This window comes from Streptosporangium subroseum (assembly GCF_900188345.1).
Taxonomy (GTDB): domain Bacteria; phylum Actinomycetota; class Actinomycetes; order Streptosporangiales; family Streptosporangiaceae; genus Streptosporangium; species Streptosporangium subroseum.
Map to the genome: position 1 here is coordinate 30,150 of NZ_FZOD01000043.1, position 12,810 is coordinate 42,959.

Sequence of the window (12,810 nt, forward strand, 5' to 3'; positions counted from 1 at the left end):
ATTTCCTCGAATCCGGTTAAATCCCACTTCGGGTGCCACAGAATCCCACGGCTTGACCACCACTAAATAACATTAAGGTTATTTTGCGGTTAGCCCGGATTCTGTAGGGAAGCCTTCACTGGGTGACATCACACCCGGGAGGGAAACCGGTGAACATGGAGTTCTCGCTGGCTTTACCGAGAGAGGCCATCGGCATTCCGATGGTCCGCCGGGCGCTGGGTGACTCCCTGCGTTCGCTCGGCGTCACCGAGGATTGCATCGCCGACATCCTCCTCGCGGTGACCGAGGCCTGTGCCAATGCCGTACGCCACGGCGGCCCGGCCAACCGCTACGAGGTGGAGACGGCGATCGGCTACGGCCGCTGCGACGTCCGCATCATCGACAGGGGCCAGGGGCTCATCCGGGTGCCGGAGCGCTACCCGGCGACGGACGTCGAGAACGGCAGGGGCATCCTCATCATGCAGGCCGTGGTGGACGAGATCTCCTTCGACATCGCGCCCGGCAGGGGCACCATCGTGCATCTGCGCAAGCACCTCGACTGGGACGAGGACGCCATGTTCCTCAACGATCGCGTGCTCGCCGCCGTCTGAGCCGTCCGAACAGTTCGAACCGTCTGCGTCATCCGGGTCACCCGAGCCGCCTGAGTCGCCTGAGCTGTTGGGACCCTTCGAGATCGCCCGAACCGTACAGCGGTGCACACCGCCGTACGCGCCGGTGCTCGCCGTACGATCCTCCGTCTCCCGAGCCGATCCCGGCGCGATGAGCTGTGCGATCGGACACGTCCGCGCGTGACCTCCCCTCGGGAGCGGATAGCCTGGGAGCACCGCCGCAGACCGACGTCCGATGTGTGAGACGTCGGCGCGGTGCTCGTTTGTGGAGGGGAACGCTGCCATGAGTGCTGCCCGCGTGGGCGTCGTCACTTTTCCCGGAACTCTTGACGATCAGGACGCGGCTCGCGCCGTACGTCACGCGGGCGGCGAAGCCGTCCCGTTGTGGCACGCGGACCCCGATCTCAAGGGTGTGGACGCGGTCTTCCTGCCGGGTGGGTTCTCCTACGGGGACTACCTGCGCTGCGGGGCGATCTCCAGGTTCGCACCGTTGATGGGAGAGCTGATCCCCGCCGCCAAGGCCGGTCTGCCGGTTCTGGGCACCTGCAACGGCTTCCAGATCCTCTGTGAGGCCCACCTGCTGCCCGGTGCGCTGATGCGCAACGCCGGGTTGCACTACGTCTGCCGCGACCAAGGCATCCGGGTGGAGAGCAACACCACCCCCTGGACCTCGGACTTCACCGAGGGCCAGGAGATCGTCCTGCCGATCAAGCACGGTGAGGGCCGCTACGTCGCCGACGAGGCGACCCTGAGCGCCCTGGAGGCGGGCGACCAGGTCGTCTTCCGCTACACGGGGGGCAACCCCAACGGCTCCCTCAACGACATCGCGGGCATCCGCAACGAGGCGGGAAACATCGTCGGGCTCATGCCGCACCCCGAGCACGCCGTCGAGGACCTCACCGGCGCCCCGAGCACCGACGGACGCGGATTCTTCTCCTCCATCCTGAAGAGCTGGGTGAACGCATGAGTCTCGACACCGTCAAACGGGCCGAGGACACCCCCGACGAGCCGCAGCCGTACGCCGCGCTGGGCATGAAGATCGACGAGTACGAGCGGGTCCGCGCGATCCTCGGCCGTCGGCCCACGGGCTCCGAGCTGGCCATCTACAGCGTCATGTGGAGCGAGCACTGCTCCTACAAGTCCTCCAAGGTGCACCTGCGCCAGTTCGCCACCAAGGCCCCGAAGTCGGAGGCCCTGCTCGTCGGCATGGGTGAGAACGCCGGCGTCGTGGACATCGGTGACGGCTGGGCCGCCACCTTCAAGATCGAGTCACACAACCACCCCTCCTACGTCGAGCCGCACCAGGGCGCGGCGACCGGCGTCGGCGGCATCGTCCGCGACATCATGTCGATGGGCGCACGGCCGATCGCGGTGATGGACGCGCTGCGCTTCGGCGCGGCGGACGCCCCCGACACCAGGCGGGTGCTGCCCGGCGTGGTCGAGGGCATCAGCCACTACGGCAACTGCCTCGGCCTGCCCAACATCGGCGGCGAGGTCGTCTTCGACCCCTGTTACATCGGCAACCCCCTCGTCAACGCGCTCTGCGTGGGTCTGCTCCGCAAGGACCAGATCAAGCTGGCCGTCGCCCCGGGGCCGGGTAACAAGGTCGTCCTGTTCGGGGCGCTGACCGGCCCCGACGGCATCGGCGGCGCGTCCGTGCTGGCCTCGGCCACGTTCGAGGACGAGTCGCAGGCCAAGCGCCCCAGCGTCCAGGTGGGCGACCCGTTCATGGAGAAGCTCCTGATCGAGTGCTGCCTGGAGCTCTACCAGGCGGACATCGTCGTCGGCATCCAGGACCTCGGCGCCGCGGGCGTCTCCTGCGCGACGACCGAGCTCGCGGCCAAGGGCACCGGAGGCATGGACGTCAGGCTGGACCTCGTCCCCCTGCGCGACCCGTCGCTGCGGCCAGAAGAGATCCTGATGAGCGAGTCTCAGGAACGCATGATGGCGATCGTCACTCCCGACAACATCGATGCCTTCATGGCGATCTGCGCGAAGTGGGACATCCCATCGACCGTGATCGGGGAGGTCACCGACGGGGGCCGCCTGGTGATGACCTGGCACGGCGAGACCATCGTGGACATCCCGCCGGGCACCGCGGTCGACGAGGGCCCGGTCTACGAGCGCCCGTTCCACGAGCCCGCCGGTCAGGTCGCGCTGAACGGCGACGACCCGAACCTCCTCGGCCGCTCCTCCGACCTGCGCGCGACGCTGCTGGAGCTGCTCGGCTCGCCCAACCTCGCCTCGAAGGAGTGGGTGACCTCCCAGTACGACCGGTACGTCCGGGGCAACACCGTGCTGGCTCAGCCCGCCGACGCCGGAGTGCTGCGGATCAGCGAGGTCATGCCGGGCGCCGAGGAGACGACCAGGGGCATCGCGCTGGCCACCGACGGCAACGGCCGCTACGCCCGCCTCGACCCCTACGCCGGGGCCCAGCTCGCGCTCTCCGAGGCGTACCGGAACGTGGCCGTGACCGGCTCCACGCCGCTCGCCGTGACCAACTGCCTCAACTTCGGCTCCCCCGAGGACCCCGAGGTCATGTGGCAGTTCTCCGAGGCCGTACGCGGCCTGGCCGACGCCTGCAAGATCCTCGGCGTCCCGGTGACCGGCGGCAACGTGTCGTTCTACAACCAGACCGGATCGACCCCGATCCACCCGACCCCGGTGGTGGGCGTGCTGGGCGTGATCGACAACGTGGCCACGCGGGTGCGGACGGGCTTCACCGGCGACGGCGACAAGGTCATCCTGCTCGGCGACACCGACGAGGAGTTCGGCGGCTCCGAGTGGGCTCACGTGACCCACGGCCACCTCGGCGGCCTGCCTCCCCAGGCCAAGCTGGAGTCCGAGCGCGACCTGGCGCTCGTCCTGACCGAGGCCGCTTCGCGGGGTCTGCTGACCGGCTCCCACGATCTGTCCGACGGCGGTCTGGCGATCGCCCTGGCCGAGGCCTGCCTCGCCCAGGGCATCGGCTGCACGGTCTCCCTGACGGGCGACGACGCGTTCGTGGACCTGTTCAGCGAGTCGTCGGCCCGCGCGCTGGTGACCGTGAGGCCGGAGTCGTTCGACGCCTTCGCGGAGCTCTGCGCCACCCACGAGGTGCCCTGCTACGGCCTGGGCGCCACCGGCGGCACCACGCTGACGATCGAGAACGTTCTGGAGGTTCCGATCACCGAACTCCGGGAGACCCACACTGCCACCCTGCCGGGCATCTTCGGCTGATCCACCACACCTACGACGGGGGTACGGCTCACGCGAGCCGTACCCCCGTCGTCGATCAGAAGCCGAATGCGGCGTCCGGTGCGCAGTAGGCGTGGACGCCTGGCGGCTACTCCTCCGGGCTGTAGAAGACGAGAGACATGTGGACGGGTACGCCGTCCTCGTCGTCGCTTCCGTCGAAGTACTCAGCGATCAAGGCGGCGAGGCGGCCGCGCAGCTGCATGGCCCGCTGGGGAGATAGCCGAGCTCCGACCACCGCACTGATCGGGTCGCGGTACGGCGCTTCAGGGGACGCCTGCTGATCGAGGCGGACCCTGCCCGATGTCACGGCTACCGCATAGTCCTGGAGGAAGCCCTCGCAGCTCGCCATGTCGATGGCCAGCAGGTCGGACGGGTCGGCGGCCTGGCCGAGCAGCGCGCTGTCCCAGCGCAGGCCGAGCTGGCCTGTTCGGTAGCGATATTCGACGATTCCCGACACCAGCCGGGTTTCGGCAACCACGATGAGGCCGCACGCCTCCAGCTGCTTGACGTGCCGGTACAGCTTGGTGGGCGGCTCCTCCAGCTCCGCGGCCATCTCCTTGACGGACAGTATCGGCGGAGCGTGGCTCACACTGCGCATCAGCAGCCGGAGGATGGCCAACCGGAGCGGGTCCGACAGCACCCGCAGCGTCTCGACGTCGTTGACCAGGCGGACCGGAGCAGGGTCACCGACCGCTGCCGTTGGAAGCACCATGCCGACCATCCTGCCATTGATTCTTCCTCGCGACACCATTAACGTCAGCGTGAATGATTTCTCTTACGATAACATTTACGGGAGGCTGAACGTGATGTCGTCCGCCGAAGGTACCGAGGCTGCCCCGGTGGCAGGGGAACCGCCTCCCCCGCTACGGCGCAACCGGCGCTTCCAGTTGTTGTGGATCGGGTCGACGGTCGGTTTCCTGGGCGGCGAGGCTGCGGAGGTCACCTACCCGCTGGTGATCCTCGCGGTGACAGGATCACCCGCCCAGGCCGGCCTGTTCGCGTTCGTGCAGCTGCTCGCAGGGGTGGTGCTGGCGCTGCCCGCAGGTGAGGTGGTCGATCGCCGGGACTGTCGGCACGTTCTCCTCTTCGCCGACGGGGGTCGCGCGCTCGCCGCCGGCAGTGTCGCGGTGGCCCTGATGGCCGGTCATCTGACGATGGTTCACCTCCTGGTGACCGCCGCCGTGCTGGGCGCCGGCTCGGCGTTCGGGGGACCGGCCCGCATGCTCGTGGTGCGTGCCGTAGTGCCGGGCAGCCAGCTGACCGCGGCCCTGACCCAGGAGGAGGTCCGTAACAGTGCCGCGGGCCTCGCCGGCCCTCCCCTGGGCGGGCTGCTGTACGGCGTGAGGCAGCTACTGCCCTTCCTCTTCTGTTCCGTGAGCTTTGCGGTGTCCTGGTTCTGCGTCCTCATCGTCCGCATCCCTGCGCGGATCACCTCGTCGACGGCCGATCCGGCACCGGAGAAGGGGGCCGGTGGCATGCTGATGGGGGTCAGGACGCTGTGGGACGACCCCGTGCTGCGCACCGCCACCCTGGCCGTCACCGTACTCAACGCCGCGGGCGCCCCGCTCGTCCTGATCGCCACGATCATCCTGCAACGGCAGCACACCCCCTCGTGGATCATCGGAACGGTGATGGCCGGCATGGCGCTCGGCGGCTTGGCGGGCGCCGCTCTCGTCGGTCCGCTCCACCGCCGGTTGCGTCCTGGCGTACTGCTGGTCGGTGTTGTGGTCATGCAGGTACCGGTGTTCGCGGCGCTCGTGCTGCCGTTCGGGCCATGGTGGGTGATGGCGGTGCTGGGCTTCGCGATGCTCGGCGTGCCGGCCCTCGGCGTCCTCATCGACGTGCTGGTGTTTCGCGGGGTCCCGGCCGACAGGCTGGGCAGGGTCATCGCGGCCGCGAGCATGCTTTTCGGCCTGGGCGGACCGCTTGGAGCGGTCGGCGCCGGCCTCATGCTGCAATATCTGAGCGTCTCTACGACGATGCTGGTGTTCGCCGCGATGCTCGCCATCACGGGTGGATACGCCGCGTCCCGCAAACATCTCCGGGAAGCCCCGTGGCCGATTGCCACAGATCAATCACCGCTCAGATGATGCGGCCGGGGACAACGAAGCATTACCGCCGACCTCCACGCGGCTGTTCCTCAACCCCCGGATCCGGCTCGTTGTTCTCCGGGGAGTGCGATCGCGGCAACGACGTCTCCTCCCGTTCCTGCTGCCGCCGCTCCGTCCGGGTCGGGGCGAGTGGCCGGTCCCTCGCGGTCGGTGCTGACACCTCACTCAAGTTGATCCCAAGTTGATTCCAAGCACGATCTTCTAAATCTGGGGGTGTGAATGAGATCCACTCGCAGCAGCACGTAAGGAAACAGAAAAGATGAGGACGTACAGCAAGGCCGTATCCGCCGCGATGGCGGCCGCCGCTCTGACGGCGGTGACCACGGCCTTTCCCGCCTCTGCGGCATCGGCCTCAGTGGCGTCGGCCACGGCGGTGACGATCAGGGTCGAACGCGCCTCCTCCGAGGAAGTACCGGAGTGGAGGTCGCAGTTCACCTGCCCGACGAACCAGGTGCTCACCGGTCGCACGCACGTCGGCGACGAGAACAGCCCGACCACTTACCACTGCAGCTGGATTTTCATCAACGACGAGCAGGTCCGGGTGAACATCCTCGACTGGACCCCGGGCGTGAAGGAGAGCAAGTCCACCTATGTCGCCCCGGCGAACTGGGCGCTCGTCGGCAGGTCGCACAGCGGCGACGAGAACGGCCTCACGAGATACCGTCCCGCCACGCTGTTCTGGCAGGGGCGGCAGGTGTCGCTGACCGGCGCGACCTGGACCGGCGAGTACAGGGAAAGCAACCACACCACGCACGCGCCGTACAACCAGGTCATGACCGGCCGCCTGCACACCGGGGACGAGAACGGCAAGACCCAGTACCAGTACGCCACCGTGACCTTCGCGGGCTGATCGCTTCTGTGGACGCAACGGCACCAAGGAAGAGAGCAGAAAAGATGAAGACGTACAGCAAGGCCGTATCCGCCGCGGTGGCGGCCGCCGCCCTGGCGGCCGTGACCATGGCCTTTCCCGCCTCGGCGGCCGCCGAGGTGACGATCAAGGTTGAGGTCACCAGCTCCGAGACGATGTCCACCGAGGTCGACTCCCAGTTCACCTGCCCGGCGAACCAGGTGCTCACCGGTCGGACGCACGTCGGCGACGAGAACCGCCCGACCACTTACCAGTGCAGCACGATCTTCATCAACGGCGAGCGGGTCTATGTGCATTCCGGCGACTGGACCGCCTCCCAGAAGGAGAGCAGGTCCAGCTACGTCGCCCCGCTGGACCAGGCACTCGTCGGCAGGTGGCACAGCGGCGATGAGAACGGCCCCACGAGGTACCGCACCGGCGCGCTGTACTGGCAGAACCGGCAGGTGCGGCTGACCGGCGCGACCTGGACCGGTCAGTACAAGGAAAGCAGCCACACCACGAACGCGCCGTACAACCAGGTCATGACCGGCCGCCTGCACACCGGGGACGAGAACGGCAAGACCCAATATCAGTACGCCACCGTGACCTTCGCGGGCTGATCCCGCCCGTAGTCAGGGCGGCCCGCCGGCGGAACAACCCTGGCAAAAGCAGCAGGCCCCTCCCGGCGAGCGGGAGGGGCCTGGCCGGTCATGCGGGTGGCGTGGGCCGGAAGAGATCAGCTCTTCTTGGCGCAGACCACGTAGACGCTGCCCTTGGAGCCGCCGCCGCTGTTGACGCTGTTGCGGTTGTTGTCGCCGCCCGAGGAGAGCTTGTTGATCTTCACGCTCCAGCCGTTCCCGCTGGGCATGGAGGCCGAGGCGACGTAGTCGTCGTCGCTGATGAAGAAGCCACCGCCGGTCGCGACCTCATCAGAGTCACAGGTCGCCGTGCCGCCGCTGCTGCCGAGCGACGCGGTCTCGGTGTGCACGCTGAGCGTTCCGCCCTTGCCGGATCCGGGCTCGCCCTTCGGTCCCTGCGCGCCGGTGTCACCCTTCGGGCCCTGCAGTCCGCGAGGACCCTGCTCGCCATTGGCGCCCTTGGTACCCGGAGCGCCGTCCTTGCCGTCCTTACCATCGGTGCCGTTGGCGCCCTTCGGACCGGCGGGACCCTCGGGGCCGATCTTGCCATCCGTGCCCTCCGCGCCCTTCGGGCCGGCAGGACCCTCGGGGCCGAGCTTGCCGTCGGCGCCGTCCGCGCCCTTCGGGCCGACGGGGCCCTGGACGCCGTCCTTGCCGTCGGCGCCCTTCGGGCCGATGGGGCCGGCCGGACCCTGGATGCCGTTCTTGCCCCTGAAGCCCGTCCTGCCCTGCGAGCCGGTGGGACCGGTGGGTCCGGTGGCACCGGTCCTGCCCGCGGGACCCTGGGGGCCCTGCGGGCCGGCGGTCGCGAAGCTCTGGGAACTACCGCCGGCGCTCTGGGCCCACTTCACCCGGATCTCGGTCGGCTTGCACACGGTCGTGACATTGACGATCCGTGCGTAGCGCGTCTTCTTGTGCACACACGCGTGAATCTCGGCGCCTGCCGCCGACGACGACGCGACGGCGCTGCCGCCCATCGTGAGCAGGGATCCGGCCAGCACACCGACGGCCACGACGGCAAGCGGGCGCATGCCCGGCAACTTGAAAGCCACGAGGCTTCCTTTCTGGGACACCAGAGCCTGGTGTGATTGGGGAGTTACAGGTAGTACACGCTTCAATCGTTCCAATGGTTGTCGCATGAAATGTCACGCTTTGGATTCGAAGAGAAACCCAGAGTTTGACCACTCGTCCGAACTGACGGCACCTGGAACGATCAGAACGCCGGGGGAAACCTCGCCCATCAGGCGCGAAACGGCGAATCATGAGTCAGCGACGAGGCTCCGATCGCCGCCCGCCGCTCGACCTATCCGATGCGTACGCTCCGAACCCCCGCTCGGACGATCACCGCAGGGCCGGGCTGAAGATCGGCACGAGCGATTCGTCGCCGTCCGGGTCCTTACTCACATCTCGCGGCCAGACCACCGACGCCGAGTGCCGCTTCCTGTCCAGCTCCAAGTCGACCCTGATCGTGTACGGGGCCTGCCCCACGGCACGCAGCACACTCTCGTTGGGCACCTCGGCTCGGAACCAGACCTCTCCCCTCGGCCGGTTCGTATTCGGACCCCGGCGGTGCGGTGGGACGTACCGGCACGAGCCGTACTCCCGTCATAGACCAGGGCGGGCCCAGCGGAGGTCGGAAAACCGATGAGCCCATCCGAACGCCCGGAGGAGCCACCGGAGTCCGGAGAACGACCGGCCCGCGCCGTGCGGACGACGATCGGCCCGAGTTCACATGTTGATCATGTGACCTGCCAGGCCGTGGATCGCCTCCTTGACCGCTTCGCCGAGCGTGGGGTGAGCGTGCACGTTCCGCGCCACCTCGTGAACCGTCAGGTCCCACCGCTGGGCCAGCGTCAGTTCGGGCAGCAACTCGGTGACCTCGGGCCCGATCAGGTGGGCGCCGATCAGCTCCCCGTGCTCGCCGTCGCTGAGGATCTTGACAAACCCCACCGCGTCCCCCAGGCCGTGAGCCTTGGCGTTGGCGCTGAACGGGAACTTGGCCACCTTCACGTCAAAGCCCAGCTCGCGGGCCTGCGCCTCGGTGAAGCCGAAGCTCGCGATCTGGGGCTGGCAGTACGTCGCCCGCGGGATCATCACATAGTCGAGCTCCATCGTCTCCGCACCCGCGATGGTCTCCGCCGCGACGATCCCCATGGCCTCGGCGGCGTGCGCGAGCATCAGCTTGGCCGTCACGTCGCCGACGGCGAAGATGTGCGGCACGTTCGTACGGCCCCGGCTGTCGATGTCGATGGCGCCACGCTCGGTGAGGGCCACCCCGGTGCGGTCGAGCCCGTACCCCTCGACACGCGGCTGGAAGCCGATCGCCTGCAGCACCTTGTCCGCCTCGAGGACCTGCTGCCGCCCGTCGCGTGAGACCGTCACGCGCACCTTGTCGCCGGAGTCGTCGATGGACTCCACGCGCGTCGAGGTCAGCACCTCGACGCCGAGCCGCTTGTAGCGCCGGGCGAGCTCCGCCGAGACCTCCTCGTCCTCCAGGGGGACAAGGCGATCGAGGAACTCCACGATCGTCACCTTGACACCGTAGTTGTGCAGCACGTAGGCGAACTCGACGCCGATCGCGCCCGCACCCGCGATCACGATGCTCTCGGGAAGCGTCTCGCTGAGGATCTGCTCCTCGTAGGTCACCACCCGCTCCGTCACCGACGTCCCCGGCAGCAGCCTCGTGGTCGCGCCCGTCGCGATGATGCAGTGGTCGAACGTGAGCGTCTCGGTGCCGCCGCCGTTGCGGGCCACCTCCAGCGTGTTGGCGTCGGTGAACGTGCCGCTGCCGTCGTACTCGGTGATGCCGTTCTTCTTCATCAGGTAGTGCACGCCCTTGACGCGCCCGTCGGAGACCTTACGGCTGCGCTTGAAGGCCTCGCCGTAGTCGAAGGTGACCGTGCCCTCGACGTGGATGCCGAACGTACCGGCCTCGCGCGTGAACAAGTAGGCGAGTTCGGCGTTGCGCAGCAGCGCCTTGGAGGGAATGCATCCCACGTTGAGGCAGACGCCGCCCCAATAACGCTTCTCGACGACTGCGACGCTGAGCCCCAGCTGGGCGGCTCGGATCGCGGCCACGTATCCTCCGGAGCCCGCCCCGAGGATCACGACGTCATAGTGAATGCTCATGGTTCGGAGACTATTCAACGCGGGGTCACCGGGTTCACAAAGGGGGGTGTCACACACCCGCTATCCGTACTGGCGGCATACGGGATAATTAGATCGTTCGGGGGGAACCTCGCCCGTAGGGCGTGGGCCGGCAAATCGGGGGTCTTCCAAGGGCTCCCCAAGACACGGAGGCCACCGTGCCGACCATTGAGCCGACGAGCACGTCCATCGAGGAGCGCACCAAACAGGAACCGTACCTGCCACCGGCGACGCAGCCGGTCCGCACGGTTGTCTGGGTGATGCATCTGGCGTTACCGATGGCCGGGCTCTGGCTGCTGCTGGCCAACCCCGAGAGACTCGACATCATGTGGCAGGACAATCCCAGCCACTTCTGGTTGATCATCGCCGTGGCGGGGATCAACGTGGTCCTGGGCGCCATGATCAATCAGGCGTCGACCCGGCGAGCCGACGCCCGTCTGTTCCTTGTCTCGCTGGTGTTCCTGGGCACCGCGGGATTCTTCCTGATGCACGGCCTGGCCACGCCGAAGATAATCCTGGACGGACCGAACTACGGGTTCGACCTGGCCCATCCGGTCGGTCTGCTCGTCGCCTCGATACTCGCGTTCGTCTCGGCGCTGCCGCTGAACGAGCGGGCGGCCCGGGCCGTGCTGAGGTCGCAGGCGTGGCTGAGCGTCGGGCTCGTCCTCCTGCTCGCCGCCTGGGGATTCGCCTCCCTCGTGTCGGGCCTGACCCCGCTGAGCAGCAAGTCTCCGCCCCAGGGCGCCGGCCTCGGCGGATTCGAGCTGATCGGGGTCGCCCTGTACGTGGCCGCGGCCATCATGATGTTCCAGCTCCACCGCAAGCGCCCGGCGGCCATGCTGATCAGCCTGGTCACCGCCTACGCGCTGCTCGCCGAGGCGATGATCGCCGGAATGTCCCACCACAACTGGCACCTGTCGTGGTGGCTGTGGCACATCCTGCTGACCCTGGCCTTCGGCTTCGTCGCCTACAGCGCCTACATGCAGTTCCGACGAGAGGGCACGAGCGCGGGACTGTTCGACTCGGTGGCGCTGTCCGCGACGGTCAAAAAGATCAGAGCCGACTACGAGGCGGCCCTGGAGGAGCTCGTCGGCCACCTCAGGAACAGCGAGGAGAGCAAGGTCCCGATCGCGAACAGGCTGGCGGGCAAGTTCGGGCTCACCGAGGCGCAGGCCGCGGTGCTCGACCGGGCCGGCGAGGCGCTCGCCAACGAGCGGGAGCTGTCGGAACGGCTCGCCGCACTGGTCGACACGGGCAACCAGGCCCGCGTCGGCCTGCCCGAGGGCGAGATGCTGGCCCAGGGCCTTGAGCGCGTACGGCAGGCGTATGGGGACGTGCGCATCGAGCTGGTCGCGGACGGGCGGTTCACCGTCGGCGAGGAGGAATATTCCAAGCAGGACTTCCCGGACAACCAGCCGCTCCGGCGTGAGGGAAAGGTCATCCACCCGCTCACCGTCAAGGGCGTGCTCGCCGGCGCGCTGGAGGTGCCGGTGGGCAGGACCCCGCAGGACGAGGCACTCGCCGCCACGCTGGCCAGCCAGATGTCCATCTCCCTGGAGAACGCCCGGCTCTATCAGGAGCTGTCGACCCTGTTCCGGCAGTACATGTCCCCGGACGTGGCGAACTCCCTGCTGGCCGATCCGCAGACCGCGGCGCTCGGCGGCAAGCTGGTCGAGCTGACCGCGCTCTTCGCCGACCTCAAGGGCTTCACCAGCTTCTCCGAGCAGGCGGCGCCCGGCGAGATCGTCGAGATGCTGAACCGGTACCACACGGCGGCCGTGCCCATCGTGCTCGGCAACGGCGGCACGATCGTGCAGTTCGTGGGTGACGCGATGCTGGCGCTGTTCAACGCGCCCGCCGAGCAGCCCGATCACGCCCTGGCCGCGGCGAGGGCCGCCCTGGCCATGCAGGAGGCGGCCGAGGCGATCGCCGAGGGGATGCCGGGCTATCCTCGGTTCCGGATCGGGGTCAACACCGGGCTCGCGCTGGTCGGCAACATCGGCAGTCCCGAGCTGCGCGGATTCAACGCGATGGGCGACTGCGTGAACGTGGCGGCCCGGCTGGAAGGCGTCGCCGATCCCGGTACGGTCGTGATAGGCCAGAGCACCCTCGACCAGATCGGCCCCGGGGCCACGACCCAGGCACTGGGCTGGCTCAACCTCAAGGGCAAGGAACAATCTGTCAACGCCTATGTACTTTCTGCGTTGCCGTAGAAATGCCTT

The 12,810-nt window shown here is 68.0% G+C and carries 11 protein-coding genes; 7 read left to right on the forward strand and 4 right to left on the reverse strand.

From position 1 onward, the window contains the following. The first annotated feature begins 155 nt into the window (after positions 1-155). The 3 genes from CHC08_RS32040 (at position 156) to purL (ending at position 3,827) form a co-directional block, all read left to right on the forward strand. Complete coding sequence (locus CHC08_RS32040) at positions 156-590, forward strand: ATP-binding protein (RefSeq protein WP_245878690.1); 435 nt, start codon at positions 156-158, stop codon at positions 588-590. Positions 591-891: 301 nt separating this feature from the next. Continuing rightward, positions 892-1,575 (forward strand): phosphoribosylformylglycinamidine synthase subunit PurQ, encoded by a 684-nt coding sequence (gene purQ / locus CHC08_RS32045; protein ID WP_089211120.1) that lies wholly within the window; start codon positions 892-894, stop codon positions 1,573-1,575. After that, positions 1,560-3,827 carry a phosphoribosylformylglycinamidine synthase subunit PurL gene (gene purL, locus CHC08_RS32050; RefSeq protein WP_420823593.1) on the forward strand — a complete coding sequence of 756 codons (2,268 nt, stop codon included), beginning with the start codon at positions 1,560-1,562 and terminating at the stop codon, positions 3,825-3,827. Before purQ ends, purL begins: the two co-directional genes overlap by 16 nt. A 106-nt stretch (positions 3,828-3,933) precedes the next feature. Here purL and CHC08_RS32055 read toward each other — a convergent pair whose 3' ends face one another. Beyond that, positions 3,934-4,557, reverse strand: coding sequence for a winged helix-turn-helix domain-containing protein (locus tag CHC08_RS32055; RefSeq protein ID WP_179282327.1), 624 nt, complete (start codon positions 4,555-4,557; stop codon positions 3,934-3,936). Here CHC08_RS32055 and CHC08_RS32060 point away from each other — a divergent pair. The 3 genes from CHC08_RS32060 to CHC08_RS32070 all read left to right on the forward strand — a co-directional run bounded on the left by CHC08_RS32060 (position 4,556) and on the right by CHC08_RS32070 (position 7,423). Further along, positions 4,556-5,935: an MFS transporter gene (locus CHC08_RS32060; protein WP_179282328.1), complete on the forward strand. Its 1,380-nt coding sequence runs from the start codon at positions 4,556-4,558 to the stop codon at positions 5,933-5,935. The two genes, CHC08_RS32055 and CHC08_RS32060, sit on opposite strands and share 2 nt — an antisense overlap. Before the next feature lie 280 nt (positions 5,936-6,215). Beyond that, positions 6,216-6,806 carry a hypothetical protein gene (locus CHC08_RS32065; protein ID WP_089211124.1) on the forward strand — a complete coding sequence of 197 codons (591 nt, stop codon included), beginning with the start codon at positions 6,216-6,218 and terminating at the stop codon, positions 6,804-6,806. 44 nt (positions 6,807-6,850) lie between these two features. Next, on the forward strand, positions 6,851-7,423 hold the full coding sequence (locus CHC08_RS32070; RefSeq protein WP_089211125.1) for a hypothetical protein: 573 nt from the start codon (positions 6,851-6,853) through the stop codon (positions 7,421-7,423). Positions 7,424-7,539: 116 nt separating this feature from the next. Here CHC08_RS32070 and CHC08_RS32075 read toward each other — a convergent pair whose 3' ends face one another. From CHC08_RS32075 to lpdA, 3 genes are all read right to left on the reverse strand, one after another. Beyond that, complete coding sequence (locus CHC08_RS32075) at positions 7,540-8,493, reverse strand: collagen-like domain-containing protein (RefSeq protein ID WP_218825593.1); 954 nt, start codon at positions 8,491-8,493, stop codon at positions 7,540-7,542. A gap of 289 nt (positions 8,494-8,782) precedes the next feature. Further along, positions 8,783-8,956, reverse strand: a complete 174-nt coding sequence (locus CHC08_RS49910) for a hypothetical protein (RefSeq protein ID WP_179282329.1) — start codon at positions 8,954-8,956, stop codon at positions 8,783-8,785. Between the two features lie 213 nt (positions 8,957-9,169). Next, on the reverse strand, positions 9,170-10,570 hold the full coding sequence (gene lpdA, locus CHC08_RS32080) for a dihydrolipoyl dehydrogenase (protein ID WP_089211127.1): 1,401 nt from the start codon (positions 10,568-10,570) through the stop codon (positions 9,170-9,172). A 176-nt stretch (positions 10,571-10,746) separates the two neighbouring features. On the opposite strand from lpdA, the gene CHC08_RS32085 reads away from it, so the two are divergent. Continuing rightward, positions 10,747-12,801, forward strand: coding sequence for an adenylate/guanylate cyclase domain-containing protein (locus CHC08_RS32085; protein WP_089211128.1), 2,055 nt, complete (start codon positions 10,747-10,749; stop codon positions 12,799-12,801). Positions 12,802-12,810 lie beyond the last annotated feature (9 nt).

What these genes read in the sequence shown, in the direction of transcription:
- CHC08_RS32040 (WP_245878690.1), top strand. Translation starts at nt 156, where the DNA reads ATGGAGTTCTCGCTGGCTTTACCGAGAGAGGCCATCGGCATTCCGATG.
- purQ (WP_089211120.1), top strand. Translation starts at nt 892, where the DNA reads ATGAGTGCTGCCCGCGTGGGCGTCGTCACTTTTCCCGGAACTCTTGAC.
- CHC08_RS32060 (WP_179282328.1), top strand. Translation starts at nt 4,556, where the DNA reads ATGCCGACCATCCTGCCATTGATTCTTCCTCGCGACACCATTAACGTC.
- CHC08_RS32055 (WP_179282327.1), bottom strand. Translation starts at nt 4,557, where the DNA reads ATGGTGCTTCCAACGGCAGCGGTCGGTGACCCTGCTCCGGTCCGCCTG.
- CHC08_RS32065 (WP_089211124.1), top strand. Translation starts at nt 6,216, where the DNA reads ATGAGGACGTACAGCAAGGCCGTATCCGCCGCGATGGCGGCCGCCGCT.
- CHC08_RS32070 (WP_089211125.1), top strand. Translation starts at nt 6,851, where the DNA reads ATGAAGACGTACAGCAAGGCCGTATCCGCCGCGGTGGCGGCCGCCGCC.
- lpdA (WP_089211127.1), bottom strand. Translation starts at nt 10,570, where the DNA reads ATGAGCATTCACTATGACGTCGTGATCCTCGGGGCGGGCTCCGGAGGA.